This is a genomic window from Pantoea sp. NSTU24 (assembly GCF_050157905.1).
In the GTDB taxonomy this organism is placed as follows: domain Bacteria; phylum Pseudomonadota; class Gammaproteobacteria; order Enterobacterales; family Enterobacteriaceae; genus Pantoea.
Genome location: NZ_JBKIWZ010000001.1, coordinates 426,890 through 450,490, shown reverse-complemented (window position 1 = coordinate 450,490; position 23,601 = coordinate 426,890). Strand labels below are relative to the sequence as shown.

The 23,601-nt window shown below is 51.7% G+C and carries 42 protein-coding genes and 1 pseudogene; 19 read left to right on the top strand and 24 right to left on the bottom strand.

Translation table 11 applies throughout. The features are described from left to right. Positions 1 to 34: 34 nt before the first annotated feature. The 4 genes from ACLHDD_RS02210 to ACLHDD_RS02195 are packed head-to-tail and all read right to left on the bottom strand — an operon-like array spanning position 35 to position 4,523. The gene (locus ACLHDD_RS02210; protein ID WP_427105157.1) at positions 35 to 718 is read right to left on the bottom strand and encodes a phage minor head protein; all 684 of its coding nucleotides are present in this window, start codon (positions 716 to 718) and stop codon (positions 35 to 37) included. 52 nt (positions 719 to 770) lie between these two features. Then, positions 771 to 2,297, bottom strand: coding sequence for a DUF1073 domain-containing protein (locus ACLHDD_RS02205; protein ID WP_427102750.1), 1,527 nt, complete (start codon positions 2,295 to 2,297; stop codon positions 771 to 773). Then, complete coding sequence (terL, locus tag ACLHDD_RS02200) at positions 2,297 to 3,973, bottom strand: phage terminase large subunit (protein WP_427102749.1); 1,677 nt, start codon at positions 3,971 to 3,973, stop codon at positions 2,297 to 2,299. The genes ACLHDD_RS02205 and terL overlap by 1 nt, the downstream gene beginning before the upstream one ends. Before the next feature lies 1 nt (position 3,974). Continuing rightward, on the bottom strand, positions 3,975 to 4,523 hold the full coding sequence (locus ACLHDD_RS02195) for a terminase small subunit (RefSeq protein ID WP_427102748.1): 549 nt from the start codon (positions 4,521 to 4,523) through the stop codon (positions 3,975 to 3,977). 20 nt (positions 4,524 to 4,543) lie between these two features. Between ACLHDD_RS02195 and ACLHDD_RS02190 the strand changes: the two genes are divergently transcribed. Together ACLHDD_RS02190 and ACLHDD_RS02185 are read left to right on the top strand one after the other, a co-directional pair. After that, a complete protein-coding gene (locus tag ACLHDD_RS02190) occupies positions 4,544 to 4,789 on the top strand; it encodes a hypothetical protein (RefSeq protein ID WP_427102747.1) in 246 nt (81 codons plus the stop codon). Beyond that, positions 4,786 to 5,691, top strand: a complete 906-nt coding sequence (locus ACLHDD_RS02185) for an LPO_1073/Vpar_1526 family protein (RefSeq protein ID WP_427102746.1) — start codon at positions 4,786 to 4,788, stop codon at positions 5,689 to 5,691. Before ACLHDD_RS02190 ends, ACLHDD_RS02185 begins: the two co-directional genes overlap by 4 nt. Before the next feature lie 36 nt (positions 5,692 to 5,727). On the opposite strand, the gene ACLHDD_RS02180 is transcribed toward ACLHDD_RS02185, so the two are convergent. From ACLHDD_RS02180 to ACLHDD_RS02165, 4 genes are all read right to left on the bottom strand, one after another. Then, positions 5,728 to 6,177, bottom strand: coding sequence for a lysis protein (locus ACLHDD_RS02180; protein WP_427102745.1), 450 nt, complete (start codon positions 6,175 to 6,177; stop codon positions 5,728 to 5,730). After that, entirely contained in the window at positions 6,167 to 6,730 is a 564-nt protein-coding gene (locus tag ACLHDD_RS02175; protein ID WP_427102744.1) for an HNH endonuclease, read from the bottom strand. Before ACLHDD_RS02175 ends, ACLHDD_RS02180 begins: the two co-directional genes overlap by 11 nt. Before the next feature lie 145 nt (positions 6,731 to 6,875). After that, a complete protein-coding gene (locus tag ACLHDD_RS02170) occupies positions 6,876 to 7,373 on the bottom strand; it encodes a lysozyme (RefSeq protein ID WP_427102743.1) in 498 nt (165 codons plus the stop codon). Positions 7,374 to 7,376: 3 nt separating this feature from the next. Further along, the gene (locus tag ACLHDD_RS02165; RefSeq protein WP_033758113.1) at positions 7,377 to 7,619 is read right to left on the bottom strand and encodes a phage holin; all 243 of its coding nucleotides are present in this window, start codon (positions 7,617 to 7,619) and stop codon (positions 7,377 to 7,379) included. A gap of 261 nt (positions 7,620 to 7,880) precedes the next feature. Between ACLHDD_RS02165 and ACLHDD_RS02160 the strand changes: the two genes are divergently transcribed. Further along, a complete protein-coding gene (locus ACLHDD_RS02160; RefSeq protein ID WP_146379058.1) occupies positions 7,881 to 7,940 on the top strand; it encodes a type I toxin-antitoxin system Ibs family toxin in 60 nt (19 codons plus the stop codon). A gap of 484 nt (positions 7,941 to 8,424) precedes the next feature. Here the strand turns inward: ACLHDD_RS02160 and ACLHDD_RS02155 are convergent, their stop codons facing one another. From ACLHDD_RS02155 to ACLHDD_RS02080, 16 genes are all read right to left on the bottom strand, one after another. Continuing rightward, positions 8,425 to 9,048, bottom strand: a complete 624-nt coding sequence (locus ACLHDD_RS02155) for a hypothetical protein (RefSeq protein ID WP_427102742.1) — start codon at positions 9,046 to 9,048, stop codon at positions 8,425 to 8,427. After that, positions 9,038 to 9,163, bottom strand: a complete 126-nt coding sequence (locus tag ACLHDD_RS02150; RefSeq protein WP_154927763.1) for a YlcG family protein — start codon at positions 9,161 to 9,163, stop codon at positions 9,038 to 9,040. Before ACLHDD_RS02150 ends, ACLHDD_RS02155 begins: the two co-directional genes overlap by 11 nt. Continuing rightward, entirely contained in the window at positions 9,160 to 9,384 is a 225-nt protein-coding gene (locus ACLHDD_RS02145; protein ID WP_427102741.1) for a protein ninY, read from the bottom strand. Before ACLHDD_RS02145 ends, ACLHDD_RS02150 begins: the two co-directional genes overlap by 4 nt. Beyond that, positions 9,381 to 9,959 (bottom strand): recombination protein NinG, encoded by a 579-nt coding sequence (locus ACLHDD_RS02140; protein ID WP_427102740.1) that lies wholly within the window; start codon positions 9,957 to 9,959, stop codon positions 9,381 to 9,383. The genes ACLHDD_RS02145 and ACLHDD_RS02140 overlap by 4 nt, the downstream gene beginning before the upstream one ends. Beyond that, positions 9,952 to 10,128, bottom strand: a complete 177-nt coding sequence (locus tag ACLHDD_RS02135; protein WP_427102739.1) for a protein NinF — start codon at positions 10,126 to 10,128, stop codon at positions 9,952 to 9,954. The genes ACLHDD_RS02140 and ACLHDD_RS02135 overlap by 8 nt, the downstream gene beginning before the upstream one ends. Positions 10,129 to 10,417: 289 nt before the next feature. Beyond that, positions 10,418 to 10,723 (bottom strand): hypothetical protein, encoded by a 306-nt coding sequence (locus ACLHDD_RS02130; protein WP_427102738.1) that lies wholly within the window; start codon positions 10,721 to 10,723, stop codon positions 10,418 to 10,420. Then, positions 10,720 to 11,277 carry a phage N-6-adenine-methyltransferase gene (locus ACLHDD_RS02125; RefSeq protein ID WP_427102737.1) on the bottom strand — a complete coding sequence of 186 codons (558 nt, stop codon included), beginning with the start codon at positions 11,275 to 11,277 and terminating at the stop codon, positions 10,720 to 10,722. Before ACLHDD_RS02125 ends, ACLHDD_RS02130 begins: the two co-directional genes overlap by 4 nt. Continuing rightward, positions 11,274 to 11,735 (bottom strand): recombination protein NinB, encoded by a 462-nt coding sequence (locus ACLHDD_RS02120; protein WP_427102736.1) that lies wholly within the window; start codon positions 11,733 to 11,735, stop codon positions 11,274 to 11,276. The genes ACLHDD_RS02125 and ACLHDD_RS02120 overlap by 4 nt, the downstream gene beginning before the upstream one ends. 2 nt (positions 11,736 to 11,737) lie before the next feature. Continuing rightward, positions 11,738 to 11,920 (bottom strand): hypothetical protein, encoded by a 183-nt coding sequence (locus ACLHDD_RS02115; RefSeq protein WP_325954694.1) that lies wholly within the window; start codon positions 11,918 to 11,920, stop codon positions 11,738 to 11,740. Positions 11,921 to 11,922: 2 nt separating this feature from the next. Then, on the bottom strand, positions 11,923 to 12,129 hold the full coding sequence (locus tag ACLHDD_RS02110) for a hypothetical protein (RefSeq protein WP_325954695.1): 207 nt from the start codon (positions 12,127 to 12,129) through the stop codon (positions 11,923 to 11,925). A gap of 1 nt (position 12,130) precedes the next feature. Further along, positions 12,131 to 12,496 carry a hypothetical protein gene (locus tag ACLHDD_RS02105; RefSeq protein ID WP_427102735.1) on the bottom strand — a complete coding sequence of 122 codons (366 nt, stop codon included), beginning with the start codon at positions 12,494 to 12,496 and terminating at the stop codon, positions 12,131 to 12,133. Continuing rightward, positions 12,496 to 13,926, bottom strand: a complete 1,431-nt coding sequence (locus ACLHDD_RS02100; RefSeq protein ID WP_427102734.1) for a DnaB-like helicase C-terminal domain-containing protein — start codon at positions 13,924 to 13,926, stop codon at positions 12,496 to 12,498. The genes ACLHDD_RS02105 and ACLHDD_RS02100 overlap by 1 nt, the downstream gene beginning before the upstream one ends. After that, complete coding sequence (locus tag ACLHDD_RS02095) at positions 13,923 to 14,777, bottom strand: DNA replication protein (RefSeq protein ID WP_427102733.1); 855 nt, start codon at positions 14,775 to 14,777, stop codon at positions 13,923 to 13,925. The genes ACLHDD_RS02100 and ACLHDD_RS02095 overlap by 4 nt, the downstream gene beginning before the upstream one ends. Beyond that, a complete protein-coding gene (locus tag ACLHDD_RS02090; RefSeq protein WP_427102732.1) occupies positions 14,774 to 14,917 on the bottom strand; it encodes a hypothetical protein in 144 nt (47 codons plus the stop codon). Before ACLHDD_RS02090 ends, ACLHDD_RS02095 begins: the two co-directional genes overlap by 4 nt. A 34-nt stretch (positions 14,918 to 14,951) precedes the next feature. Continuing rightward, positions 14,952 to 15,221: a CII family transcriptional regulator gene (locus ACLHDD_RS02085; RefSeq protein WP_267369218.1), complete on the bottom strand. Its 270-nt coding sequence runs from the start codon at positions 15,219 to 15,221 to the stop codon at positions 14,952 to 14,954. Between the two features lie 114 nt (positions 15,222 to 15,335). After that, a complete protein-coding gene (locus tag ACLHDD_RS02080; RefSeq protein WP_201499392.1) occupies positions 15,336 to 15,551 on the bottom strand; it encodes a helix-turn-helix domain-containing protein in 216 nt (71 codons plus the stop codon). Positions 15,552 to 15,651: 100 nt separating this feature from the next. On the opposite strand from ACLHDD_RS02080, the gene ACLHDD_RS02075 reads away from it, so the two are divergent. The 16 genes and pseudogenes from ACLHDD_RS02075 to ACLHDD_RS02000 all read left to right on the top strand — a co-directional run. Then, the gene (locus ACLHDD_RS02075) at positions 15,652 to 16,293 is read left to right on the top strand and encodes a LexA family protein (RefSeq protein WP_427102731.1); all 642 of its coding nucleotides are present in this window, start codon (positions 15,652 to 15,654) and stop codon (positions 16,291 to 16,293) included. Between the two features lie 141 nt (positions 16,294 to 16,434). After that, the gene (locus tag ACLHDD_RS02070) at positions 16,435 to 17,223 is read left to right on the top strand and encodes a hypothetical protein (RefSeq protein WP_427102730.1); all 789 of its coding nucleotides are present in this window, start codon (positions 16,435 to 16,437) and stop codon (positions 17,221 to 17,223) included. A 339-nt stretch (positions 17,224 to 17,562) separates the two neighbouring features. Next, positions 17,563 to 17,853, top strand: a complete 291-nt coding sequence (locus ACLHDD_RS02065; RefSeq protein ID WP_427102729.1) for a regulator — start codon at positions 17,563 to 17,565, stop codon at positions 17,851 to 17,853. A gap of 79 nt (positions 17,854 to 17,932) precedes the next feature. Next, complete coding sequence (locus tag ACLHDD_RS02060) at positions 17,933 to 18,076, top strand: hypothetical protein (RefSeq protein ID WP_427102728.1); 144 nt, start codon at positions 17,933 to 17,935, stop codon at positions 18,074 to 18,076. Positions 18,077 to 18,199: 123 nt separating this feature from the next. Further along, on the top strand, positions 18,200 to 18,538 hold the full coding sequence (locus tag ACLHDD_RS02055) for a hypothetical protein (protein ID WP_427105238.1): 339 nt from the start codon (positions 18,200 to 18,202) through the stop codon (positions 18,536 to 18,538). Continuing rightward, positions 18,486 to 18,764, top strand: a complete 279-nt coding sequence (locus tag ACLHDD_RS02050) for a DUF551 domain-containing protein (protein ID WP_427105156.1) — start codon at positions 18,486 to 18,488, stop codon at positions 18,762 to 18,764. Before ACLHDD_RS02055 ends, ACLHDD_RS02050 begins: the two co-directional genes overlap by 53 nt. 309 nt (positions 18,765 to 19,073) lie before the next feature. Continuing rightward, the gene (locus tag ACLHDD_RS02045; protein WP_427102727.1) at positions 19,074 to 19,214 is read left to right on the top strand and encodes a hypothetical protein; all 141 of its coding nucleotides are present in this window, start codon (positions 19,074 to 19,076) and stop codon (positions 19,212 to 19,214) included. Further along, the gene (locus ACLHDD_RS02040) at positions 19,211 to 19,522 is read left to right on the top strand and encodes a hypothetical protein (protein WP_427102726.1); all 312 of its coding nucleotides are present in this window, start codon (positions 19,211 to 19,213) and stop codon (positions 19,520 to 19,522) included. The genes ACLHDD_RS02045 and ACLHDD_RS02040 overlap by 4 nt, the downstream gene beginning before the upstream one ends. Next, positions 19,522 to 20,340: a PD-(D/E)XK nuclease-like domain-containing protein gene (locus tag ACLHDD_RS02035; RefSeq protein ID WP_427102725.1), complete on the top strand. Its 819-nt coding sequence runs from the start codon at positions 19,522 to 19,524 to the stop codon at positions 20,338 to 20,340. The genes ACLHDD_RS02040 and ACLHDD_RS02035 overlap by 1 nt, the downstream gene beginning before the upstream one ends. Then, on the top strand, positions 20,337 to 21,236 hold the full coding sequence (locus ACLHDD_RS02030) for a RecT family recombinase (RefSeq protein ID WP_427102724.1): 900 nt from the start codon (positions 20,337 to 20,339) through the stop codon (positions 21,234 to 21,236). Before ACLHDD_RS02035 ends, ACLHDD_RS02030 begins: the two co-directional genes overlap by 4 nt. Before the next feature lie 2 nt (positions 21,237 to 21,238). Then, positions 21,239 to 21,637 carry a hypothetical protein gene (locus tag ACLHDD_RS02025; RefSeq protein ID WP_427102723.1) on the top strand — a complete coding sequence of 133 codons (399 nt, stop codon included), beginning with the start codon at positions 21,239 to 21,241 and terminating at the stop codon, positions 21,635 to 21,637. Positions 21,638 to 21,686: 49 nt separating this feature from the next. Beyond that, positions 21,687 to 22,181 (top strand): hypothetical protein, encoded by a 495-nt coding sequence (locus ACLHDD_RS02020; RefSeq protein WP_427102722.1) that lies wholly within the window; start codon positions 21,687 to 21,689, stop codon positions 22,179 to 22,181. Between the two features lie 299 nt (positions 22,182 to 22,480). Then, the gene (locus tag ACLHDD_RS02015; protein WP_427102721.1) at positions 22,481 to 22,720 is read left to right on the top strand and encodes a DNA polymerase III subunit theta; all 240 of its coding nucleotides are present in this window, start codon (positions 22,481 to 22,483) and stop codon (positions 22,718 to 22,720) included. A 252-nt stretch (positions 22,721 to 22,972) separates the two neighbouring features. Next, positions 22,973 to 23,185, top strand: a complete 213-nt coding sequence (locus ACLHDD_RS02010; protein WP_427102720.1) for a hypothetical protein — start codon at positions 22,973 to 22,975, stop codon at positions 23,183 to 23,185. Beyond that, entirely contained in the window at positions 23,182 to 23,412 is a 231-nt protein-coding gene (locus ACLHDD_RS02005; protein WP_427102719.1) for a hypothetical protein, read from the top strand. The genes ACLHDD_RS02010 and ACLHDD_RS02005 overlap by 4 nt, the downstream gene beginning before the upstream one ends. Before the next feature lie 91 nt (positions 23,413 to 23,503). Then, positions 23,504 to 23,596: pseudogene (locus ACLHDD_RS02000) on the top strand (helix-turn-helix domain-containing protein); the annotation flags it as partial. Positions 23,597 to 23,601: the final 5 nt, after the last annotated feature.

Genomic DNA, 23,601 nt, shown 5'->3' with positions numbered 1-23,601 from the left:
TATAAATATTACTGAAGTGTTTGTATGCTGCCAACTAAATGCCGGGTATAACCGGCGACCACGTGCAGCGGCAGTTAATCTCTTCGCCTGGAAGAGTCCACTTGCCATCCAGGTAAAGACCTTTCGACAGATCGAACTTTTCACCATCAGCCTTAACGTGTGACTGCCTCGGCTCTTTACCAGCGTGAGAGTGCCGCCAGATGCCCTCAGTAATACCGAGAGACTGCTGTCTGGCTGTCTGCATAACTGCGGTGGCTTTGTTGTTCTGGTCGCGCGCGATGAGTGCTGCGCGGCGGCGCGTGATGCCGTAACGCTTCTGTAGCTCATCAGTCAGCATCGAAAGGTCACGCCCCCGACCAACCGACTGCATGACCAGTATCTGCACCTGTGTGAGATACTGCTCCGGAATGCTGGTAATCAGGTTCACGTTTTCCGTGATGGTTGCCTGCAATGCGTTATTCATCGCGGGCGTCATTTTAAAAGGCACTGTGAATCCTGCAGTCTCCAGCGCGTTATAGAGCGACACGTCAGAATTCTTCTGCGCCTGACCTGCGAACCGGTCGGCGAGCTTAGCGGCCACATCGTCGAATCGCTTCTGCCACCGCTTAGCCAGCTTTTTCATCGCGTCACGCATAAATACCGCCGGGGACGCGTCCATTGCCATAGTGCCGGAGGCCCGGTAATTCGCCTTGAGCCAGTACACCACCGAGTCATTCATTTCGGTGATGAGATTATCCAGCTTGCGGCGGTACCAGGCTTCGACACCGACGTTAGGTCTTGTCGGGCGGATCGTCTTCGGACTCTGACTCTTCGTCTTCGTCGAAGTCGCTTTCTTCGATCTCGAGGTCATCGCTTAAGTCCAGTGAGTGATATGGGCTGTCGGGGTCATCAGCAATCTTCTCGCGCACCTCGTTGGCTGAGAGCGCCTGAACCTGAGTGACGTACACAGCATCTGTCTGCGCATCCACCAGGCGGATATCAGCACGCTCTTTCGCGCTCATCTCGTACAGCGGTTCAAACTCGAAGTAAATCTCCGGGTCGATGTCGCCAAACTCAGATAGCTGAATAACGTCCAGAACGCGCTTCAGGGGCTCTTTGAACATCGCCTGCTGTAACGAGTGGATGTAGTCGTAGAAAACGCGAATCTCGCCGTCTGATGAAGCATTAAGGCCGTTCGGCGTGATACCCAGTAATTTAACCAGTGGAATGCCGGAGACTGCCGCCATATGCTCCTGCGACTGCGCCTGCAATGTGTCGAGGCCAGAAAGGGGCGCATTGACGAACTCAACCGTTTCCGGCGTGGTCGGGTCATTGTCTTTCGCGAATGCGCCGCGGTTATCCCGGCAGCGGTTGAACAGCTCCAGTCGAGCCAGTACAGACTCCGCACCACCACCCTGAAGCACTGTGCTCATGTTCGTGCCGATTACCGGGATGCTGAACGAGTGAATCATGTCACTGACGCTGTCACGCGTGCGCAGCCAGTTGTTTACGTAAGGCTCTGCCATCTGAACCAGTGATAACCCACGGAAGTTGTACGAGGCCTTCAGCAGGTCGGGCACCTGGCGTGACACGAAATCAATCATGCGGCTGGCGTGGACCGTTTTACCCATCACAAACCATTCAGTCGGTTTGTAGAAGTCAGGGCTGAGCGGGTTCTGCGCGTTATAAACTCCGGGATAGGTCCAGACAGGCTCAATCACCTGAAAACCTTTCAGGCTGCCTTTGGGGATTTTTTTGTCGCTGATAAACAGCTTCTGCTTCAGCTCATTCTCATCCGTCCAGGCTGATACGTTTTTTGGTGACAGGACGTCGATATAAATCTGTCCGCCGCCAAAGTAGCCATCGTGCTCTGCTGCTTCCCGGAACTTCTCGCGCACATGGAACCGCTCAAGTGCATCGGTGATTGCCTTAACGCGATCTGACTTGTCGTCATCACCAACTGTACGGAGCTTTATCCACTTTCGCGTCATCTCCTCAGCGATAGTGCCGACCATCTTGCGGTATTCAGGCTTCTGCGCCATCGCCGCCAGATAGGGATAGCCGGGGAATGAATCCAGCGTGCCGTATCCCATGCTGTACGCTTCGTTCAGCGCGGTGTAATCGGTGGAGTCCATAGCAAGGATGGCTCTCTCCATCGATGCCGGGATAACACCTTTAGGTGGCTCGTAACGCTGGAATTCACGGGTAGCTTTCGGATGGACTGATGCAACGGCTTCGGGGGTAATCTTCATCTGAGCCTTTTCAGGCTCCTTCACCGGCTCAGGCGCGGCGATTTCTTTTTTCTTAAACCACCACATCAAATTCTCCTGAGTTGATTCGGGTCGATAGCCATCGATGCGCGACCTGAAATCAGGTTGTCGTCAATGGCATCCATCCATGTATCGAGAATGTCGTCATTGTCGTGACTGTCATCAGCAGAGAACGCCGCGCATTCGGTCATGGCTGTCAGTACCCATGAGGTCGTACCGGCTACCGTGCCGTCTTCGTAATAGACGTGCATGATCGCCGCACCATCGTGGTTGTGCGTAGCTGGCACATAGACCTTGCCGGTTTTAATCTGAGGGATAACGTTCAGGCACCGGACCAGTTTGTTCTGGCCTGCGCCGCGGGGGATCTCTTTAACCGGGATACTCAACTGGCCGGGTGTGGCGCTGCGCTTCTTCAGCGTCGTGATCAGACCCTGTCCAGCCTGCTTCTCTTCGATGGCGGCATAACGCATCGGCATTGTCCGTAATGAGCCGGCAGCACTCCATTTCACCCAAAGCTCTTCTGCTTTCTTAAGCAGGTCTTCCGGGTCCCAGCGCCCACGCACAACGTCGATAATGTAGAGATTGCCATCAACACCCATTCCAACCAGCGTGAATACAGTGTAATCAAGCCAATCCTCAACCTTGCCGCTGTTCGTGTCGACATACACAGCACGGTACTGAAGTTTTGGCAGCGTGGTGTACGTGTTGAACCAGTCGGTGTCGATAATGCCGCCGGTGAGCGCCATGGGGTTTTGCTGATACTGAGACAGGAAGGTATAGCGGTCTTTCTCCCAGAGCTGCAGGAGATCGTTCACATCTTCCATCTGAGGCCAGTATGACCAGTAACGGGTGCCGGCCACTTCGACGTAATCAGTATATTTAACCGTTTCCCAGCACATGGAACGCCACGGTTCGGCAAGCGACTGAATGTACTTTTCATCAACCATCGCTGGTATGGCTACGTGATGGAAGCTGACGCCCATCCCGCCTGATAGCATAAACCCTGACGCGTCATCAGTATGAAGTCGCTGCTGAATGCTCACAAACGGCGTCGGGTGCTCTTTGGACTTATCACCACGGCGTGAGCGGATGGTGTTGACCAGAAGCGTGTTAGCACTGTTGCGGCGCGACTCACTGAGCATGTCGACCGGCTTGTTGTAGTCATCGAGCATGACCATCCCAGAGAAGTCCGGGCCATAGTAGCCACCACGACCACCGGTAATCTGCCCATTACTGGAGCGGGATACCGTCTGGCCGGTTGATCGGCCTTTAGTGTCGATGATTTCCCACTCTTCAGCCTGATTAACGCCAAAGCCGCACGGCCACAGTTCCTGATACTCTTTGCTGGCGATGATGTCGCGGGTTCTGCGCGAGTTACGCTTGACCAGTGTGTCAGCAAAGGAGATGTTCAGGTTACGGAAGCGCTTAAGCCTGCCTTCCTGAACCAGTGCGTTAACGTAGGCCGGAAAGTGGATGGAGAAGAATTCTGTCTTGGTGCCGCCGGGCGGGATGTTGATTATCAGATTGCGTGGCTGGAGGCGCCCGGCGATCAGGTCATCGATCTTCGATGCCATCAGGCGGTGATGCCAGTTAACGAGCAGCCTGTCACCCTGCACCATCTCGAACCACAACCGGGTGAAGTTGAGAAACGATTTAGTCGATTTGGTCTTGATGGCAACACGTTCAGGAAATGACATATCTTCCCATTCGATGACTTTGCTCATATCAGTCCAGCCCGTCTAGTTTCTCCTCCAGCTGCGATTGTGCTGCTGCGTAATCGGCAGGCGTGTAGTTCACCACCTGAACCGTTCCTGATTGCTCTGTCTTCACGTTGTCTTTAAATGCCTGGACGGTGACATGTTTGCCAAGCAGTTCGAGGTTCTTCACCTTGTCAGGCCACTTAATCTTTTTCAGCAGCCCGGCAGCATCGCCAGCCATCTCAGTAACGTCCATACCTGATAGCGTTGTGCGCCAGACTTTAGGCCAGTCTTTGATAGGCTTCAGCTCACCATTAGCCAGCAGGATATCGAGCACGTCCATCTCATCAATCTCGACGAGCCGACGCAGAACATAATCAGCGTTAACTTCCACTCTTTCGTTACGCTCTGCTTTGAGTTCGATGATGCGTTGCGCGATACTAAGTTTCGCTAAGTTCTGCGCGCCCTGTTCGTTTGCGGTCTTTTCGCTATACCCCGCCCGAATGGCCGCTTGCGTGGCGTTCAAATCGATGAGGTACTCGCGACAGAACATTTCTTGTTTGTCGGTGAGTGCCATTGTTGCCTCTGGAGATTTTGGTGAGAAAATTAATCGTTTTTGTGTCTTTAATTTCGACGTTAGGCTTTGGCTATCAAGCACTTACCAGCCAAACATTAGCTACCTCGCTTGCAGCGTTAGCGAGTTTGGTTGTTTTTCTAACCGCCTTAGCCAATTTGAAAAGCAACAAAGCTAAGGAGAAAGATGTTAGTCAAACAATCGGCGATAACTCGAGTGGCATACAAGTGGGTGGGAACATGACCATTAATGAAAAGGACAAAAAATGAGCTTATTCGAGAAGTCCGGCCAAAGCGTGGGTGATAATTCCTCAGCTATACAAGTTACAGGTGATGCCCACTTTGGCAATACCACAACTGAGGTCATGGCAATTTGCCAGTTTATGGTTAAAAGTGAGATGGCTTCTCTTCGTGCAGATGCTTACGCTTTAGTCGAGTCACGGGCTCAAGAATTTGGCCAACAAATTGCAGAAAAACTATCTAATGATGTTGATGAAAAACTAAGAGAAAAACTCGCAGATCCTGATATTCAGTATACCCTCAACCAAGCAGTTATTCAGGTGGCAAGAAAAGGGTTTGATGCTAAATCAGAACTACTCAAAGAGCTTATAGTATCCAAATTTAAAAGCACTGAAGAAGAACAAAATCTGATTTTAGACCATGCCTTGGATATCACGCAGAGGCTAACAACAAGCGAGATAAAACTCCTATCACTAATTTATTATTTTCGTTTCTGCCATAAGACTATGGGCGGAGTTGACATTACAGACATTGTTAAGCGTGGAACTGATGGCCCGCCAGTTCCGGGACTACCAATTCAGACTTGTTTCGATATCATCGCTCAATCTTATAAAATTTATGAGCTTGATTACATAAAAATACTGTCAACACTGGATTCATTAAAACCGGTGAACAAGCAAATGCTTGCAATTAAAGGTTGCATAAATTCAGAGCAACATTATGAGAAGAATTACATAGAACTTATAAAAGAAAGAACAGGTATAGTTATAGCCAATGAAGAATTTTTTAAGGCGGAATTTGCAACATTATCTTCGATAATGGAAGCTTTCTCGATTAAAACAATCGAAGAATTGAATGACTATGTTTTGAGCCCCATCGGAGTAGTGATTGCCGAAAACTATCTCGAAGCCCACAATTTCTTCAACCGTTAATAGCGTTCGCTTAAGAATGACGTGCTGATACCTTTTCTATTTCAGGCACTGTTCAACAATATACTGCTGCAGCCCAGCTATTTGCTTTCCGGCAACTTCGATTCGCTCTCTGAGGATGAAATAATCCCGCTGAGCGGACTCAGTAAGTCGGGCGCTGGCTGCATCATCCATGCTGGCGGCGCCGGAGGTGGAGGCGGATTGCTTCGCGCAGGTGGCGTTGAGCTGCAGCCTGCGCTTGCCAGTAGAAACATCATCATGCAGCTGATCGATAGTGGCTTTAGCATCGGCTAATTCCTTCGTGTATTTCTCATCGAGTGCGGCCACGTCACGCTGGCGGGTCTGCATGTCATCAATGGTCTGTTGACGTTCGGTGGCCAGGCTATCGGCGACAGCGTATTTGTCGTGGTAAAAATAAGCCACCCGACAAACTGCTACCAATGCCACAAGCAACAGGCCAATAATCAGAGTTCGCCAGCTAAAGGTCATTGGAACTCTTTCCTATGTCGAGAGATACCCCGGCGGTTGCGCCAACCATGCAGCCTCTGGAAGGTGCGAACTCGCCATAGAACTCATTCTCTGCACATATGCGTGCGGAGATTGCCTCTTCAAGGCTGTCGAAGTTACCTATGCTTTTACGGACTCCGTTAGCTGTTATACGAACCCGCCACTTTCCTTTGCTTCGTTCTGTTTTGTGCCACGAAACACCACGAAAACCCGCCTTGTTACAAGACTCCCAAGATTTATTGAGAGTATTCAGTGCGTCTGTTGTCGGTCTTAAATTAGCGATCCTGTTATCTGTACGGTCGCCATTGATATGATCAATATCTCCATCCGGCCATTCGCCATACACATAAAGCCAAGCCAGCCGATGTTGCTTATATTCTTTTTTATTAATCAGAATCCCGCAATAACCATTCATGTCGACATAGCCTGCGCGATCGCCGGGGTTCATCCGCCCCCGCTTTACCTTATAAGTAAAACGTCCAGACTCAGCATCGTAACTGAGGATCTCTTTTAAGAATGCAATGCTTAATTTCATGGCAGTTCCTTTTGGGGATGAACCTCGTTGCCCAGAAGTGATGACCCACAGAAAGCCTGCCAGCCCTAGCCAGCACTTCTCCGAGGTTCATTTCCAAACAGGTTCTGTGTGATAAAAGCGCCGGGCATGGCGCATTTAGGTGGGATTATTTTTCGAAATCACCGAGACAGAGTGACTGTTCCATTTCCCTTCGATTAAGAAGCCCTTTCCATTTAACGCCTCCGGCATAGACCCAACGCCTCAGCTCGTTACAGGCACCTTCTTGGTCGCCAGCATTAAGCTTTTTTAGTAGCGTTGACTTCGAGAACGACCCAATTCCTACGTTATATGTAAATGAGTAAAGCGCTGCGCGCTGATACTCACCAAGAGGGACTTTAACCAGAGGATCAACCTGCGCCTTAACCTGGCGAACACGCTGCCACAACAACGAATCACACTCTCGGTCTGTGTAATGCTTACCCTGAACCACTCCAGCACCGGTAATGCCATCACAGACAGTCCAGACGCCAGCCACATCTTTGTAAGGCTCGTACACCCTGCCCTCTACCCCATCCTTACCGCCGAGGAATACCGTAGCGATAGCCATAGCTCCGCCACCCGCGACAGCAATAAGCTTACTGCGCAGGCTGTTTGACATAGCCATGGGTTATTCCTCGTTGATGTCTGGAGCGGTGGGCCAGCGCTGAAGGGCTTTGATTTGCGCCAGGGTAGCCTTGCGCTTGTAGTACCAGTTGATGCCGAGCGTGAACAGCGCGACCAGAATACCGGCCAGGACGCCTACAGCACTCCATTCATCGGGACTAAGCCGGGTCAGCAGACCATTGGCGATTGTCCCGGCAGATGCGCCATAAGCTGCGCCTGAAGCCAGTTTGCTCATATCAATACTCATAACACCTCCGTGATTACGGTCGGTGCTGCAGGTAGTCAGAAGAAAAGATCGCCCGCTGCCACACAGGAAAAGGTGAGAGTCGATGATGATTGGCAGGGGCGAAAAACGAAAAAGGCCCACCGAAGTGAGCCTTAAAATTTGTTCTGATAATCAGAGAATATAGGTTGACCTACGATATAGGTTAACCTATAATTTATTCCATCAGCAAGACGCTGAAACGGGAAGGCCCCTACCGAAGCAGAGGCCAACGAGGAAAGGGTTATGATGAAATTAATCATCATCCTGATTGTTCTCTTAGTAATTAGCTGCCCAGCCTACTAAGACAGTCAGGAAGAGAGGGGGAAACCCCTCTCACCCCTACCCGATAATTTAGGATTTTGTTATGGCTCAGTCAATATCTGAAATACAGAAACGCAGTGACGAAAAGCGCGGCGTGAAAGTGAAGGGAATTAAGCTTCACACTGACACTATCGCGCTTCTGGAGTCTCTGGCTGCACAGACAGGCGAGTCACAGTCAGCCGTTGTCACGAAGGCTTTGGCGATGTTCGCCGAAAGTATCAAATCTTAATCGTTACTTCGCAGCAGTTAGGAGCACTTATCCCAAGGAAGGGATAACTGAGGATTTATACCCTGCAGCGGATAATAAAAAGCCCCGCCGACTGGTGAGGTCGCGAGGCTTATTGGCATCCACATTTATGCAACTGACCGGTAAAGCCGCGATCTGTTCGCTTCACTTCCCGATCATGCCGCTAATGTGCCAGGTTACATGCCCTTTGTCTTTGTCATTTCGTGCTATTTAGTATAATTATGCGGCTACCTTAGGAATCTCCTTCTCCATTTCTCGCTTTATTGCGTAAAACATTTCTCCTTCAAGGATATCTATCGCCCATTCCATTCTGTTCCGGGCCTCCTTGGGTGAGATGGCGCAGTAATAAATCAGCGATGAGCCGATGTTTTGCACGCTCTTGCGTTTGCAGTAGCGTAATCTGGCTACGTTTCGAAGCGGGTTATCCTTACCGAACGTCTTTACCATGACAGATTCAACAAAGGCGGCATCATCTGATTCTTTGGCGAGAGCGATGATGTTTGCCGTTGATGACTGAGGGATAAGCAGGTCACGCGCCTTGCGGAATAGCTCTTCACCGCGCAGGCCTTCACAATGCAGCTGTGACACGATTTTCTCTATCTGCCTGCCCTTCTGCTCACTCCATTCACAGCGCATCATCAGACGGCCAATCACGTTCACCTCTGCACGGTCGTAATCTTCTCCACCCAGGTGATCGCCCCACACACCCAGCAGATGCCTTACCCACGCCTGCTGTGATTTGTTTATGGTCTTCCAGCCATTACCGAATAACCGGCGCATATCGGCCGCGCTACGTACACCTGAAAGCCTGACGATTTGCTGATAGTCACGCTCAATGCGCATGCTTAACCCCCATCATTTTCGCCGTATTGCGGATTATCCGGTAGTTGATCTCATACATGCCGCGCATCTTGAGGATGCGAAGCCTGAGCCACTTCTCTCTGAGGTATTGGGTCATGCTGCACGCTCCATAGACTGCCCGTAGGTCAGGTAAAGCCCCCAGAAGCTGACCAGCATCTTTGCCTTCACAACCATCTTCTCTTCGTTGCACCACCGGCTGAACCATCCAACCGCCAGAACGAGCTCCTGCTCAATTTGATGCGGGCCCTCCAAGTGAATCGGAAATATGAAATCGTCGAAAACAGCTGCGGTTGAAATGGGGAAATGTATTTCGTTCATGCTGCCTCTCTTTGCCTATTCAGTTCGCGCAGAGCCGCCCTGTAACGCGCACGTATGCCGTCCAGTTCATCTCTGGTGTATCGGTGAGGTTCGTTGTTTGATTCGAGCGCCAGAACGCGCTGAAGGCCGATTTTGGTGATGAGGTTGATGCGGTATGGACTGATGTTGCCTGACTGGTGCGTATTGCACGCACTACACTGGCTGTGAACATTGTCCTCGTTGAAACGTAACTGCGAAGCCGCTGCAGTCGTCCGAAAATGTCCTGCGTGATAGCTGACCGCTGTCGTGCTGCCACAGCTGATACAGATATTCCCGTCCCGCGCCCGGATGTAATCGTTGAATGCCCGCTGAGTCATGTTCATCCAGTGGCTTAACGGCTTAACATCGGCTTTGCGTTTGTTCCATGCAGCGCGCTGCTCTTTCTCCAGGCGCTTTTGCTTGCGCTCGGATATCTGGTTAGCGAGTTTAATGGCACATTTGGGAGAACAGACGGTCTGGAGGCTATTGCGGGGGATAAACTTTTCAGGACAGCATTTGCATTTCTTCGGCTTCGGCGGCTTTATGCCTTTAGCCATCACTTTCTCCTGTCATGGCGAAGTTCGGATCTGCCAGTAGCCACAGGTCTAGACAGTAACCACAGGCGTAGACTTCGGTATCCTGCAGCTGAGTGCCACAGCCAGCGCACACAGAAGCAGATGGCTCGCCAGCGCCAGTAGGCGGATTTGATCGGGTTATCTCGCTCATGGTTCTCCCATTCGATATCGCACTCGCAGGACTCACAGCTTGCCCCGTAGTGATACTTGTCTTCTGAGGTGAGGATGGTGTGGCAGCGGCAGCAGCGTTCTTTGTTTGTCATCTTCAGCTCCACATTGGGTTTTTATACTGCCGGCTCGGCTTTGGCTCTTCCCGGAACGTTGGCAGAAGCGCGCTCACCAGCCAGAGTCGTGGGTCTGCTGAGAGAGTCTTCTGAGTTTTGATATTGCGGGAGGCGTGGCGGGAAAGGAGTTCGGCGGCGGTGTCGGTGTCTACAGGGTCATGCACGAACCAGGTCATTCGCATGCTTCCCCCTGACGGTTGATAGCAGGCTATCCAGCATCGCCATGTTGTAGCTGCGGCCAAAGCCCATGTTTACCGTTCCCATGCGGTACTGGTAGTCATTGTCGGTATTGCCAAACCGCTGACGTTTTATCTTGTTGCTGTCGGTCATGTCATGAAGGGCTACAGCCACGTTTTTTCGCTTTGCTGAGGCCATCACGCAGGCGCTGTCGGTAATTTCTTTTGAGGTGTGCCATTCACCATCAGACAGCACATCCAGAATTGCAGTGGTTAATTTGCTCATGCTGCACTCTCCAGCTTGCTGTTAATGAGCTTGCGGCCATACGCCATTAGCGCGTCACGCTCTACGTAGTTGGTCACCGGCACCGCCGATCGGACAGGTCGCCAGATGAGAAGCATCGAACCTTTGTTGTTGCCGTTTACCGGCTGCTTTGTGTCTGCTCTGACAAATGACAGTCGTCCGCAGGTGATAATCCTGACTTCGCTCACACTCAGCAGCGCCTCGCGGAACCATCCAACAGACATATCAGCTGGAACGAGCATCACAGTGCCAACCGAGCCATATCTGTTCTGGTCGGCCGCCTTCTGTACCCATGGCGTGATGTCGCTGTATGGCGGATTGCACCAGCAGTAACCGCTCAGGCCGGGAACAGACCACGACTGCGTCAGCCCGCTGTTCTGCTCAGTGAAGTAGTTCGGATAAAGGTGGTTCTGGTCGCTTGCGGCCACATCCAGCACGAAGCCAAACTCATCGTTCAGTGCCGCAGCAACTTCTGGCGGGGTTTGCCAGAGGTTTCGAATGTCGATCGGAGTGTTGCTTCCTGTGTAATCGCTCATGTCTTGCTCCTGTTATTTTTTCCCCAGCGCTGCGCCCACTCGATTTCTAACCGGGCTTCGCCGCTGAATTTCACGTTCTGCTCTGTGCCGAACCAGTAAATCGCCTCAATCACCTCAACCATTTCGCTCACGCGCATCTTGCTGGTCCGCGAGCCGAACATGACGACGCCGCCGCCGATACCGGGTGCGGTGCGCTGCTGTTCGTTTTTGGATTTCGCTACGAGTGCGGTAATGAGGTCTTTCCAGTCGTCAGGTGTGTACTTCTGTCCGTACCACTCAACCTGCCGTGACAGGTCATGCAGCAGCGGCCACATGCGCCGGTTCTGGTCTGAGCTGCGCTTGCGTTCCTGAATGACTATTTCGACTGGCTTGTCGGGATTGGCGGGGAGTTGCTGGATGGCGGTGATGCAGTTCTGTCGGATATTGCTGTCACGCAACAGGTAACGTTGAGTCTCCACTGCTACCTCCCTTCGATTTTCTCCACGTAATCGTAGAGATTGTCAGCTGCTGCGCTTAACAACAGGTCGATGCTCTGCTGGCTGTGGCCGCCTTCGCGAATCATCTTCAGGGCTGTCACTATGGCAGAATGTGTATCTCTGAGGGGTTTGTGCTCAGAGCGTTTTAAGGGGATTACGTTGTTCATGGTTAGCACTCCATAGATGGATCGCTTTTAAGTTCGTGTTGTTTGCAGAAAGCCTGCCACTCTTTATCGAGTCGCTTGCTTGTGAATTTTACTCTGCACTGCTTAGCGTTTCTCATAGCGATAAAGGGCGCTTTCCCTTCAGGAAATTTGGAGCGGAATACCTCTGCAACAGGGACCAGCACAAGATACAAATAGTCGATGGTGTTCATATCACTGCTCTCCGTTCTGATTGGTGTCTATGCCAATTAATTTCGCAATTTCCATAATCTTCGTATCAGGTAAGGAGCCATGCACCACCACGGCCTCATATACTGCTTTTCGAAGCTTCCTAGCCTTTACCCTTGCTTCAAATGCTTCTTGGTTGCGATAAATGGCGTCTGGACTCCCGAAACTCTGGTCGATTATTGCAGACTCATTACGAAGCTCTTGATTGATATCTGCGCGGCCTAAATTCCCTGCTAACGTTACCCACTTTCTGCCAACTTTCTCGACCTGAACCAGCCGATTGCTACCGTATCGTGAGGATGTAACCAAAAAAACAGAGTCACCACTCTTTAAATCCTTAAGCCATGTCATCAAAATCCTCCCCGTTTCTGGCCTTTGGCTGGCTGCTGCCGTGCATCACGCTCGGTTCGTGCCGCCGCCTGGTCCATGTCGTAGATTGCGCCGTTCTGCTGCAGACAGAAAACCGTGCCGGTGTTGCCGTGGCGGTTCAGTCGCAGAAGCAGCTCTGTTTCACCGGCCGGCACGTTCTCATCGAAAGCACCTTCGCGGTGGATGCCTACCCAGTAATCACAGTCCTGCTCAATCTGACCGGTGTCGCGTGAGTCGCTCGGTAGCGGTCGCTTGTTAACGCGCTTCTCCAGCTCACGGTTCAGCTGAGTCAGCAGCACCACGACGCATCCAAGCTCCTTAGCGAGGTTCTTCAGGCCTTTGGTGATCATCCCGTAAGCCAGGTCGTTTCGGTCTGCTTTCTCGGCGGTCATCAGGGTCAGGTAATCGACAAGAATCATTCCGACGCAGCCCTTCTGACGCTTAACCTTGCGGGCCTCAGCAACGATGTGAGCCAGTGACATGCCAGGGGTATCATCGATGAACAGCAGCTCCTGCTCGCGAAGTCGGTTGGCTGTCTCGGTGGCACGGGTGAAATCAGCGTCGTAGTCGCCCTGGTATTCGTCGTCAGCGTCATCAGTGGCTGGCATGTAGAAAATGCTCGGATTGATGCCGGACTTCTGCCCTACCAGCTTTTCCAGAATCTGGTCAGCGGGCATCTCAAGGCTGAACATCAGCGCGGGCTTCTGTTCCCGTACGGCGCAGTTGATTGCCATCTGGCTGTACAGCGTCGTTTTGCCCATCTTCGGACGTGCACCGATGACGAACAGCGAGCCTTTGACGAGCCCTTTCGGTGCCAGCATGCGGTCGAGTGAGGCGATGCCTGTGCTCATGCCACGCTGTTCACCCTGCGGATCGAAGCGTTTTTCAAGGTCGGTCACCCAGTCATCCATCACGTCACCGAAAGAACGCAGCCCGCGGCGCTTGCCGGTTTTGGCGTAGTCGCTGATTTGCGTGGTGAGCATGGTGATTGACTCCAGCTTTTCTACGGCCGTCATGCTGTTGCGGCTGTAGAGCAGCTCGGTGGCTTCGTTCAGCTTGCTGATTGCGTAACGCTCCATCGCCTTGTCGCGCACCACGGACGCGTAAGCAACCAGGTTGGCAACCGATGGGGTGTTCTTTGTCATTTCAGCGAGGTAAGCAAAGCCGCCGTACTGCTTGCCGCCAGCGTCCAGTTCATCAGCCAGGGTAAGCGCGTCGATTGGCTTGTTGCGGGTCAGCAGGTCGCGGATGGTGCTGAAGATGATCGCGTGTGAAGCGTTGAAGAAACTCTCCGGCTTCAGCATCGCCATGACCTTCTGTGTGCGGTCATCGCCGCCGTCCAGCATCAGTCCACCGATTACTGCCTGCTCTGCGTCAGAGCTGTGGGGCGCCATCAAGATTGATTCACTCACAGGCTTCCCTCCCTGGTCTTTGTTAGTGTGTCGCTGCTCAGCAGATAATCGAACGACGCACGCCAGCCCCGGCTGTTATCGCCAAAATAAAACGGTTTCGCGGTGTTCATGAAGGCGTGAAAGTAATTGCTCGCAGCTTCAACGGTTGGCTCTTTCAGCTCGCCAAGCAGTCGCTTGATTGCGGTCCGACGTTTTGGGTTGAGCTTTTCAGCATTGGGTAGCCTGCTGCCTGCTGCTTCGTTGTATGCGTCAAGCACAGCCTGATAGGGAACTGAAGGCGATTTCTTGCGAGGCGATTCGTCATCGTCAGATGACATATCATTATCGTTAGATAATGATTTATTAGTTATATTGTTAGCTGTGGGAATCTTCTGGGAATCTTCTGGGACAATCACCTCTGGAAGCCGCGCCACGTCTGCCTTTGGTCTGGGAATCTTCTGGGAATCTTCTGGGACAATTTCTCCCTGATATTCAGCGTATTTTGAGATGGTAATTACGGTGAATTTACCCGGTGAAGCTGTCTCGATCATGCCCAATTTTTTGAACTTCTTCAGCAGGTACTGAATGCGGTTTGGTTCGATTCCGGTCTCCGTTGCCAGCGTGTTACGTCCTGTGATGAACTGACCACGCTGCAGCTGGATGACTCCGTATTCCGTCTTCACAGCCGCCTCTGTGTAGTTGGCTGACATAATCAGGTGAACCCACAGATGAACAGCCTGAGAATCCTTTCTGTAGAACTCTGTCTCCTGTATTTTTCTGTGCAGCAAGGTAAACCCCTTACCGACCTCTTTCGGCGTTTGCTGAGGCGCTCTGGCCTCTCTTGCTTTGGCTAAACTTGATACGTTACTCATTGCCCTTTCTCCTTCGTCTTGTGTTCGTCCAGCATCGCCTTTAACTTCTCGGCCACGATCGGGCTGCAGGAACGCAAGTACCGGAGTCGGGTGATGTTTTTGTGCAATTCCGCCTGGTACACAACGTGTTTCTTTGGCATAATTACTCCTGTGAATTGATCCAGTCATTTCGCATCAGGCCTCTAGCGTTCCAGCGCTCGGGGCCTTTTCTTTTCCCATCGCAGCTGCAACCGCTTGCCGGGCTACTTCTGCAATCAGGCTCGTTTCCCACACCTTCTCCAGCAGCACGAAAACCGTCGCCATATCGCGGAGGTTTAACCGGCTTACCTTCGATTCATGCCATCCGGCCTCATCAGCCAGAACGCGCTGGCCTTTGTGAGTCAGGCGGCTGCGTAATTCTGTTTCTACTTCGTTGATCAACTTGCTATTTCTTGCGTGTTCCATAATTGATAATTTCCATGTAGGTAAATGATTGCGTGACATTGCGGTGAGCAAGTCACTACGGTTTGAAGTTCCCCGCGTTGGCGGCGGGCTAGATTGTGTAAAGAGCGGTGGAAATCAGGCGGCGGTATTGACGCCGTTTCCGTATTGCAGCCAGACAGGATCACATTGCAGAGCTACAGCGATTTCGAAGATCTTCCGTGGGCGCTTGGTGATACCAGCTTCAATCTGTTGGATTGATTGCTGCTTCACACCTGCCTTAAGCGCCAATTCGGTCTGAGTCATCTTCAGCTCTGCTCGTTTCTGCTTGAGGCGCTGGGAGATAGTTTGCATATAGCCTCCTTGACAAACTTTCTTGTATTTTAAATACAAACTACTTTGTTTGTCAATTACAGCTTTTCTTGTGAACATCTCTTTTTTGATGAGGTGTTAAATGACAATTGCGGCAAGGGTGCTTTCAAAAAGGACCGAGCTGGGTTTGACTCAGACAGAGCTAGCGGAAAAGGCCGGCACAACGCAGCAGGCGATTGTCCAGCTTGAGAGCGGTAAAACTAAAAGACCAAGGTATCTGCCTGAGCTAGCTAAGGCGTTAAATTGCGACATCCAATGGCTTCTTGATGGAACAGGGGCAACCTTAGACAGCAACGTGTCTAACCCTAAGGACTATAAGCCGACTGCGCGCTACCCCGTTTTAAGCAAGGTTCAGGCTGGCGCATGGGATGAAGCTTGTGAACCCTATACGATTAAGGATGTCGATATGTGGCTTGAATCTGACGCACATACGCAAGGAGAGGCTTTCTGGTTGCAGGTGGAAGGCGATTCGATGACTGCGCCGATCGGGCTGAGCATTCCGGCAGGTACTTACGTGCTGTTCGACACCGGCCGTGAGGCGATCAACGGAAGCCTGGTCGTTGCGAAGCTTACTGACGACAACGAGGCCACCTTCAAAAAGCTCATCATTGACGGCAGCCAGAAGTACCTTAAGGGACTGAACCCGCAGTGGCCAATGGTGCCGGTGAACGGTAACTGTAAGGTGCTGGGCGTGGCGATCGAAACCAAGATGCGGTTGGTATGATCACTAGAGAGCCTTGGAACTAATGATGTCAACTTGTGTAAAAACTAAAGTTAAATTTGTTTTTACCGATTAGTAATATCGATTTGTGGTTTTTTTTGATTGCTGTAAAGTTCGTGAACCTTCAGAAAGGATTATTGTCGGATGACTACCACTGCTTACGATTGTGACAAAAACGTTGTTTCTTCCGACACAAGATGGTCGGCTGAGCTGTCGCTTATGGATGGTGACTACATACTGTTTGTAGATGATACAGGATTCAACAAGATTGCATGCCGACTGGGCGGTGCTATCTTTTGTGCAGGCGATGGCTTGATCATTGAACAACTTAAGCAGTGGTGGATGGCTGAACCTTTCGATCCGGAAGCACTGCCAAACCTGAAACAAGACGGTAAATATAAGGTTTCGGTTGTAGTGGCATCATCTGAAGGTGAAGTAATTTTCGACGCTGGCCATAAACAATTTTTAATGGATCCAGAAACTAAGCATATACATGCCCTTTTTACTGGATCTGGAAGCGGATTTGCAGGCAATACATTTCAACAATGCGGCTGCGTGAAGACGGCCGTTACTGTTGCTAAGGTTTTCGATCCATACTCTGGTGGTGATGTAAAGTATTGCAACATCAGTACTGGGGAATCAAACCTTCAGGATGAAACAATGAGCTACAATAGTATTATGGAATCCATGAAAGAGAGGGGGAAACTCATGAAATTCACAGGAATTTATGCAGCCAACTCTGATAACGTTCAGACAATTGATCTTAAAGCACACCCTCAGCACTCGCAGATTGTTGGAAAGATACAATCAGGTTCGGTGAGAGCTTATGCCCCAATGGGCGGATCCGAAATCGAGTGGAATGACGACCGTATCCAGCGACTAAAAGAAGCTGGAAGAAAAGTTGCTGAAATCGAAAAAAGAAAAAAAGCATAATACCTACCAGGCCCATAAGCCAAAATTTCATCAGCACCATTAAAAGGCCCGCTCAGTAGCGGGCTTTTTTGTACCTGCAGATCCCACTTCTGAAAAATAAATCACCTTTAAAAACAAAGCTATTTGTATTTATCGCCCTCAAATACAATATTTATTGTTTACAGCATACAAACTTTATTGTAATTTTATCCCATCAGCAGGACGCACTACTCACCAGGACGGTGATGCTCTTTAACAACATTGCAGCGCTGACAAAGCGCCAACTAACCAAACGAGATGGCTTTGGACTGTCTATCGGCTTACCAGCCGGCAGTACCAAAACCACCTTAGGAGGCAACCATGACAGTAATCACTTACGGCACATCGGTTAAAGAGAACGCCAAATCACGCCGCCATGCTCGTCGTCGTGCGGTGGCAATGGATCGTGAACGCATCGAATCAATCATCGACACAGCATTCGGCCTCGAACCAGAGGTTGTGGCGGTTGAGGTTAAACACCTCAGCCGCATCGAGAAGGCAGTCTCCTCCCCTTCTCTGCGTGACAGGCATGAGAGCACATCAGTGTGCCTGCCTGAGATTGCATTATTCAACGCGGGTTACCGCAAATCAGAAACCATCACAGCGAGATAACAAAATGGCATCTATGAGCTACTGCCTTTTCAGTAACACCTCTGGCGACTTTTCAAAGTGTCTGGAAAGGGTCGGAAACATGGGAAGCATTAATGAATTAAGCAAGGAAGAGCGAGATGCCGCCAGGCGAATGCGTGATGAAGCCGAGCAATATGTTCAATGGTTCGATCAGCTTGAAGTTGAAAGCCTGGACGATGAGGAACCTGAAGACGACAAAGAATAACAGCCGCCACTGAGCGGCTTTTTCACATCTGGAGGCACCATGTTAAGCGGCAGAGACTACGTGTTTGGCTGGTTTGTGTTTGGCGTGCTGATGGTGCTGGGGTTTATAGCAGGAGGTTTTTAGATGAGCGACACATATCAAGCAGTTTATGACGCAGTAAGAAGCAGAATTGGCGGGGCAGATATTGGCGCTGCCGTTGAGAGTGCAATGCGCTGTGAGAACTTTGGCCATTATTTCCAAGTGGCTTGTCAGGAAATGCAGAACTCAGCAGTTGAGCATGGTCGGCCTTGCGCGGTTTTCAAGCCAACGCTTACACAGGATGGAAATGCGTGGCTGGCAGTGCTCGGGGATTTACCAACCGGAGTTGTTGGGTGTGGCGATTCACCAGCTCAGGCAATGGCTGATTTCGATGCAGCCTGGTACAAGTCTGCCGCAGCTGAAACCACGGCATTGGGCCAGTAACCACTACAGGAGAGAGAGGATGGAATGGATTAAGTGCAGTGATCAAATGCCGGAAGTTGGCCGGTCGGTTATTGGGTGGAACGGTTTCGCAATCGTGCAAGTGAAATATTGCAGTAATACTTATGCCAAAACCGCAAAAGGTAGACTGCCCAGGTTTGAGAGTAGCCGTGGAATATGGGACGGATGCACTTACTGGATGCCACTTCCAGAACCACCCGGCGAGTAACACCGTAAAGCTGTCTGCTTAGACGGCTTTGAGGTGCTACGCACCAACGCTGAGATTTCAGCAGGATAGATAACCAGAACGTAACACACCTTATGGGGGCCGCAATGGCCCCTTCTTTTTACACCAACTCATTCAACGGAGTATCCCCATGCAGGCTTTCGCTATCGCTGGGGCGGCATCGGGCTGCCCCAAAAACACTATGTTCGATTTCAAACTTACCGGCGCTGACGTTATGTCGTGGAAGCCAAAGAGCCGCCTACAGCAGTTGTGGGAGCGCCTTCTGCAGGTTGTAGCGCAGGAGGGAAGACCATGAACGCACCGGCAGCAGCTGAGCAGTACCGCAAGCAGCAGGACGAGCTAGAGCGCCAGCGCGAGATGGCTGAGAAAGCCAAAGACTTCACCTTCATCAGCCTGATGCTGAAAAGCCTCGGCATAGGAGAGCGGAAATGAGACTGAACAGAACGGCCCGGAATGAGGTGCAGGATATTGCTGACAACCTGCCAGAGAGCGTACTGGAGCTTATCGCTGCTGAAGTCGATGCACGGATGAATCAGCACAAAACAAACCCGCTGATGCCTGCTCTGTGCGCCTTTCTGACGCGTCATTACGACTACCCGGCTATCGAGATGTTCGATGAAGACGACGAGCAGCACGAAGCCGCTGAGGAGTTTTTGCGTGATGCCATGGTGCGGGTTGCGCGGCGAGAAGTGGCGATCGAAATCTACCGCAACAAACACGGAAATCAGGAGGCAGCGTAATGCAGCCTGGCATCTACTACGACATCAGCAACGAGGATTATCACGGCGGCCCGGGCATCAGTAAATCACAGCTGGATGATATAGCGATTAACCCGGCCATATTCCAGTGGCGAAAGGAGGCGCCTGAAGACGATGAGAAAAAGGCCGCTCTCGATATGGGAACGGCGCTTCACTGCCTTCTGCTGGAGCCAGAGGAATTCGACAAACGGTTTATCGTCGCCCCCGCATTTAACCGGCGAACCAATGACGGCAAAACAGACGAGCAGAGATTTCTGAAAGACTGCGAAAGTACCGGAATGACGGTCATGGATGCTGAGCAGGGGCGAAAGTTGCAGCTGATGCGCGCCAGCGCCCTCGCCCACCCGGCGGCCCGCTGGCTGCTTGAGGCAGAAGGCCATCAGGAGGCGTCAGTCTACTGGAACGACGAGCAGACCGGCGAGCTTTGCCGTATACGGCCGGACAAGTTTCTTTCAGGCCAGCCCGTCATCGTCGACGTGAAGAAAGTAGCGGATATGTCCCGCTTCGCCCGCCACGTTGAAGAGTTCCGCTATCACGTTCAGGACGCCTATTACCGCGAAGGCTTCAGTAAGCACTTCGGCGAGTATCCGCTCTTCGTTTTCATCGCTGTCAGTGAGTCGATCGACTGCGGGCGCTATCCGGTGCGCACGTTTCAACTGCAGGAAGACGATGTTGCCGTGGGCTATGACCTGTTCCGTCGAAACCTTGATACCTATCACGAATGCATGCTGTCCGGTAACTGGGGCGGCATTGAAGAAATTACGCGCCCGGACTGGGCTAAGAGAAAGGATTACGCATGAGTAACGAAATCATCACCGCGTCGGTCAATGAGGCTGACACTAAAGCGGCAATCTTCAGCCCGAGCGGGCTACAGAAGCTGCAGGCTTTCGCAGAAGTTATGGCACAGGGTAAAGCGACAGTCCCTGCTCACCTGTCCGGCAAGCCTGCTGACTGCCTGGCGATCGCATTACAGGCCGCTCAGTGGGGTATGAACCCTTATGCGGTGGCACAGAAAACGCATCTGGTAAACGGCACGCTGGGATATGAGGCTCAGCTGGTTAACGCGGTAATCACCAGCTCCACCGCCGTGCAGGGTCGCTTCAAATATGAGTACGGTGGAGACTGGGAGAAGTTCAAGCCGGGCGCTGCCAACGCATCGAACGAGCGCGGGCTGTCTGTTCGTGTCGGAGCGGTGCTGAAGGGTGAAACGGAAATCACCTGGGGTGAGCCGCTTTACATGGAGTATGTCACCACTCGCAATTCGCCTCTCTGGAAGACGGCACCGAAACAGCAGCTGGCATATCTGGCCGTTAAGTACTGGGCGCGCCTGTACTGCCCTGACGTGATTCTCGGCGTCTACACGCCAGACGAATTTGAGCCAGCGCAGCGAGCAGAGCGCGACGTTACCCCGGCGCGCACCCGCGCAGAACTTAACAACCTGATCAACAGCAAGCCCGAAACGCAGCAGCCAGAACGCGAAATTAACCCGGCGACGAATACCAGTGCACCAGCGCGCACGCCGGACGAACTGCTTGCCGATTTCACAGAAGCCTCTTCTAACGCCGATTCCGTTTCAAGTCTCGATCGCTTCTATAAGTACGCGGCGCGCATGCTGGCAAGCGAGGCTGAAACGCTCGAAAAGGCCACCGATGTTTATCTCCTTCGCAAAGCGGAGATTGAAGAGGCGGGAGCGTAACCATGCGAAAAATCGCTCAGTACCGGCGCAACAATCACCCGAATAGCGGATTCAAAGAAAAAGTCACCTTCCAGCTATCCAAAAAACCACAAACAGGGCGCGAATTAAGCGCCTTTTTTCACATGACGCTCGGTGAGTTTAACAAGCTGATGCGTGGCTGCCTGCGCGGTAAGACGGCTGTGATTGAGGCAACGAATCCAGTGCCTGTAGATGCATGCACCGACTACACCTACACGTTGATCAGCACGAGCCGTATCACGCCAGCCCGACCGCAAACAATGCTCATCAGTCGCCGGTCACTAGCAGAACGTGGCGAGGATAAGCGCCAGCAAAACATCATCGCTGCCGAAAAGCGTGCACGCCTCATTAAGCGTGGCTGGTATCAGCGCTGCCTGGACTAACTATTTTCGCCGCGGCATTGAGCCTGACAGCGGCATAAGGGGCAAGAGAATGAATATCACAGAACATGAAATTCGCGGATTGCTGGCTGGAAAATGCCTGCCTGGTGATATGCGCGTGAATGAGGAGCTGCCAGCATATCTGGTACGCAAATTCGCCGAAATCAAAGCACAGCGTGACGCGCTGGCGGCTGATAATGCGGCGATGAAGTCGGCTATTAAATACGTCTGCAGCACTGATAATTTCCCTGATTATCATCCTGACGGTATGGGCTGCGGAATCGAAGATCGAGGCATATTCGACCGATATGAAGCAGCCCGATATGGGTGGGACGAAGCTATGGAAAGGATTTATAGCGAACTTATACAGCCCGCCTCTTATATCAAAACCCCAGCCACCTCCGCCTACCTCAACTCTGTGCGGGCTGAGGGAGTGGATATGGTGGCTGAATCTCTGATGGAAAACGGTGTCTGCACATCGTCACATACCGTCAGTTATTTTAAGCAATTCGCCGCTCAACTCCGCGCCGGTAAGGATGGTGAGTGATTTAGAGGTCAGTCGTCTTTACATTTGCACGATATTTTCATCTATCAAGGATGGTATAAATAGATTCTCAGCCGCACTGGAGAATCGCTATGACTTGTGAAGTTTGTGAACAGCAACCAAGGGGCCGAAAGGCTGGACCAATCGCATGCATGAGAGCTGACCCAAATAAGCCGCCAGTAAGCGCCAGATTCATGGGTCGAGGCACTGACGACACTTATTACATCTGTAATGAATGCAAGCATGAGTGGCTGCATGAAGGTGGTCGCGATGGATATGGCTGGCAACCCTAAGGAGTTTCCATGTCACACAACTTAGCAGCACGCAGCAGAGAAGAGCGAGACAGGATTAACGTGGATATAGCCGCGTCAGGAGTCGCATACAAGGAGCGTATGAATCAGCCTGTTATCCCGCACGAAGTGGAGGTGCAGCAGCCTGAAGCAATGAGGGAGTATTTCAGGGAGAGATTGCAGCACTACAGGAACGTTGCGCTGCAGTTTCCGCGCGGCACCGCCCCGGTTTATCAGAAGGAGGAAAAATGAATATCACAGTAACGTTTTCTGAAACTGGAGAGAAAGAAGAGCATGAATTCAGCTTCGAGCCTCGTGCTGGACAGAATGTAACCCTGGTACGGGATGGGATTAGCACTGACTACATCGTTGAGACAGTGTCAGGGACAATCCACAACAACCAATGCCATGCGACCTTGGCCAGGGTCAGGAAGGCCTAATTCACTCTAATTTAGAAGCCGCCCACTGAGGCGGTTTTTTTACGCCCAAATCCCGGAGGCTAATATGAACTTTCCAGACCCAGCAGATGAAGCCGCAGAACGCGAGCAGCAGATGATTGAGATTGCCCTAGCTAACCGGCCGCACCCGACAATGCAGTTTACCGGTGCCTGCTATTACTGCGAGGAGGCGGTGACGGCGGGATGCTTCTGCGATGAGGATTGCCGCAGCGACTACGAGCGCGTTGAGCGCGCCAAACAGCACCGCAAAGTGGCATGAGCCCGGCGCAGGAGAATGCGCTAAGGGCCGTAGCGCGTAAGTGCAGGAGCGAAATCATCAAAGCCATAGATGGCAGACCCAAATCAGATCACGACCGCATCATCACCACCCTTCTCAACAAACACGCCAAATCAATCACCGCCCTGCCGCCGAATACGTTTCCAGCTAAGCGCTGGCTGGCGTTCTATGTGCGCCAGGTGGATAAGGAGACAGCTCCTGCGAAGTGATAACGACCACCGACACCTCCCGGCGAGTTCACTCTGTGGCTCGCCTTTTTTATATCCCGCTAGCCCGATGCTGGCAGCATAAGGAGTAGATATGGAAACCTATGCCCTGTCTATGGATGAGGCATGCGCGTTCCTCGGAATTTCCCGCCCGACCTGTCAGCAGTGGATTCGCACCGGCAGGCTGATGGC

Excerpts from the sequence above, each read along its gene's own strand:
- ACLHDD_RS02025 (WP_427102723.1), top strand. The coding sequence starts at position 21,239 with ATGCGAAAAATCGCTCAGTACCGGCGCAACAATCACCCGAATAGCGGA.
- ACLHDD_RS02175 (WP_427102744.1), bottom strand. The coding sequence starts at position 6,730 with ATGAAATTAAGCATTGCATTCTTAAAAGAGATCCTCAGTTACGATGCT.
- ACLHDD_RS02145 (WP_427102741.1), bottom strand. The coding sequence starts at position 9,384 with ATGAACGAAATACATTTCCCCATTTCAACCGCAGCTGTTTTCGACGAT.
- ACLHDD_RS02115 (WP_325954694.1), bottom strand. The coding sequence starts at position 11,920 with ATGAACAACGTAATCCCCTTAAAACGCTCTGAGCACAAACCCCTCAGA.
- ACLHDD_RS02135 (WP_427102739.1), bottom strand. The coding sequence starts at position 10,128 with ATGAGCGAGATAACCCGATCAAATCCGCCTACTGGCGCTGGCGAGCCA.
- ACLHDD_RS02140 (WP_427102740.1), bottom strand. The coding sequence starts at position 9,959 with ATGGCTAAAGGCATAAAGCCGCCGAAGCCGAAGAAATGCAAATGCTGT.
- ACLHDD_RS02125 (WP_427102737.1), bottom strand. The coding sequence starts at position 11,277 with ATGAGCGATTACACAGGAAGCAACACTCCGATCGACATTCGAAACCTC.
- ACLHDD_RS02065 (WP_427102729.1), top strand. The coding sequence starts at position 17,563 with ATGACAGTAATCACTTACGGCACATCGGTTAAAGAGAACGCCAAATCA.
- ACLHDD_RS02035 (WP_427102725.1), top strand. The coding sequence starts at position 19,522 with ATGCAGCCTGGCATCTACTACGACATCAGCAACGAGGATTATCACGGC.
- ACLHDD_RS02045 (WP_427102727.1), top strand. The coding sequence starts at position 19,074 with ATGAACGCACCGGCAGCAGCTGAGCAGTACCGCAAGCAGCAGGACGAG.
- ACLHDD_RS02080 (WP_201499392.1), bottom strand. The coding sequence starts at position 15,551 with ATGCAAACTATCTCCCAGCGCCTCAAGCAGAAACGAGCAGAGCTGAAG.
- ACLHDD_RS02010 (WP_427102720.1), top strand. The coding sequence starts at position 22,973 with ATGAACTTTCCAGACCCAGCAGATGAAGCCGCAGAACGCGAGCAGCAG.
- ACLHDD_RS02170 (WP_427102743.1), bottom strand. The coding sequence starts at position 7,373 with ATGGCTATGTCAAACAGCCTGCGCAGTAAGCTTATTGCTGTCGCGGGT.
- ACLHDD_RS02060 (WP_427102728.1), top strand. The coding sequence starts at position 17,933 with ATGGGAAGCATTAATGAATTAAGCAAGGAAGAGCGAGATGCCGCCAGG.
- ACLHDD_RS02085 (WP_267369218.1), bottom strand. The coding sequence starts at position 15,221 with ATGGAACACGCAAGAAATAGCAAGTTGATCAACGAAGTAGAAACAGAA.
- ACLHDD_RS02040 (WP_427102726.1), top strand. The coding sequence starts at position 19,211 with ATGAGACTGAACAGAACGGCCCGGAATGAGGTGCAGGATATTGCTGAC.
- ACLHDD_RS02105 (WP_427102735.1), bottom strand. The coding sequence starts at position 12,496 with ATGACATGGCTTAAGGATTTAAAGAGTGGTGACTCTGTTTTTTTGGTT.
- ACLHDD_RS02090 (WP_427102732.1), bottom strand. The coding sequence starts at position 14,917 with ATGCCAAAGAAACACGTTGTGTACCAGGCGGAATTGCACAAAAACATC.
- ACLHDD_RS02210 (WP_427105157.1), bottom strand. The coding sequence starts at position 718 with ATGAATGACTCGGTGGTGTACTGGCTCAAGGCGAATTACCGGGCCTCC.
- ACLHDD_RS02195 (WP_427102748.1), bottom strand. The coding sequence starts at position 4,523 with ATGGCACTCACCGACAAACAAGAAATGTTCTGTCGCGAGTACCTCATC.
- ACLHDD_RS02185 (WP_427102746.1), top strand. The coding sequence starts at position 4,786 with ATGAGCTTATTCGAGAAGTCCGGCCAAAGCGTGGGTGATAATTCCTCA.
- ACLHDD_RS02205 (WP_427102750.1), bottom strand. The coding sequence starts at position 2,297 with ATGTGGTGGTTTAAGAAAAAAGAAATCGCCGCGCCTGAGCCGGTGAAG.
- ACLHDD_RS02110 (WP_325954695.1), bottom strand. The coding sequence starts at position 12,129 with ATGAACACCATCGACTATTTGTATCTTGTGCTGGTCCCTGTTGCAGAG.
- ACLHDD_RS02030 (WP_427102724.1), top strand. The coding sequence starts at position 20,337 with ATGAGTAACGAAATCATCACCGCGTCGGTCAATGAGGCTGACACTAAA.
- ACLHDD_RS02005 (WP_427102719.1), top strand. The coding sequence starts at position 23,182 with ATGAGCCCGGCGCAGGAGAATGCGCTAAGGGCCGTAGCGCGTAAGTGC.
- ACLHDD_RS02070 (WP_427102730.1), top strand. The coding sequence starts at position 16,435 with ATGACTACCACTGCTTACGATTGTGACAAAAACGTTGTTTCTTCCGAC.
- terL (WP_427102749.1), bottom strand. The coding sequence starts at position 3,973 with ATGAGCAAAGTCATCGAATGGGAAGATATGTCATTTCCTGAACGTGTT.
- ACLHDD_RS02155 (WP_427102742.1), bottom strand. The coding sequence starts at position 9,048 with ATGCGCATTGAGCGTGACTATCAGCAAATCGTCAGGCTTTCAGGTGTA.
- ACLHDD_RS02055 (WP_427105238.1), top strand. The coding sequence starts at position 18,200 with ATGAGCGACACATATCAAGCAGTTTATGACGCAGTAAGAAGCAGAATT.
- ACLHDD_RS02015 (WP_427102721.1), top strand. The coding sequence starts at position 22,481 with ATGTCACACAACTTAGCAGCACGCAGCAGAGAAGAGCGAGACAGGATT.
- ACLHDD_RS02165 (WP_033758113.1), bottom strand. The coding sequence starts at position 7,619 with ATGAGTATTGATATGAGCAAACTGGCTTCAGGCGCAGCTTATGGCGCA.
- ACLHDD_RS02180 (WP_427102745.1), bottom strand. The coding sequence starts at position 6,177 with ATGACCTTTAGCTGGCGAACTCTGATTATTGGCCTGTTGCTTGTGGCA.
- ACLHDD_RS02150 (WP_154927763.1), bottom strand. The coding sequence starts at position 9,163 with ATGACCCAATACCTCAGAGAGAAGTGGCTCAGGCTTCGCATCCTCAAG.
- ACLHDD_RS02020 (WP_427102722.1), top strand. The coding sequence starts at position 21,687 with ATGAATATCACAGAACATGAAATTCGCGGATTGCTGGCTGGAAAATGC.
- ACLHDD_RS02130 (WP_427102738.1), bottom strand. The coding sequence starts at position 10,723 with ATGAGCAAATTAACCACTGCAATTCTGGATGTGCTGTCTGATGGTGAA.
- ACLHDD_RS02095 (WP_427102733.1), bottom strand. The coding sequence starts at position 14,777 with ATGAGTAACGTATCAAGTTTAGCCAAAGCAAGAGAGGCCAGAGCGCCT.
- ACLHDD_RS02075 (WP_427102731.1), top strand. The coding sequence starts at position 15,652 with ATGACAATTGCGGCAAGGGTGCTTTCAAAAAGGACCGAGCTGGGTTTG.
- ACLHDD_RS02050 (WP_427105156.1), top strand. The coding sequence starts at position 18,486 with ATGCAGCCTGGTACAAGTCTGCCGCAGCTGAAACCACGGCATTGGGCC.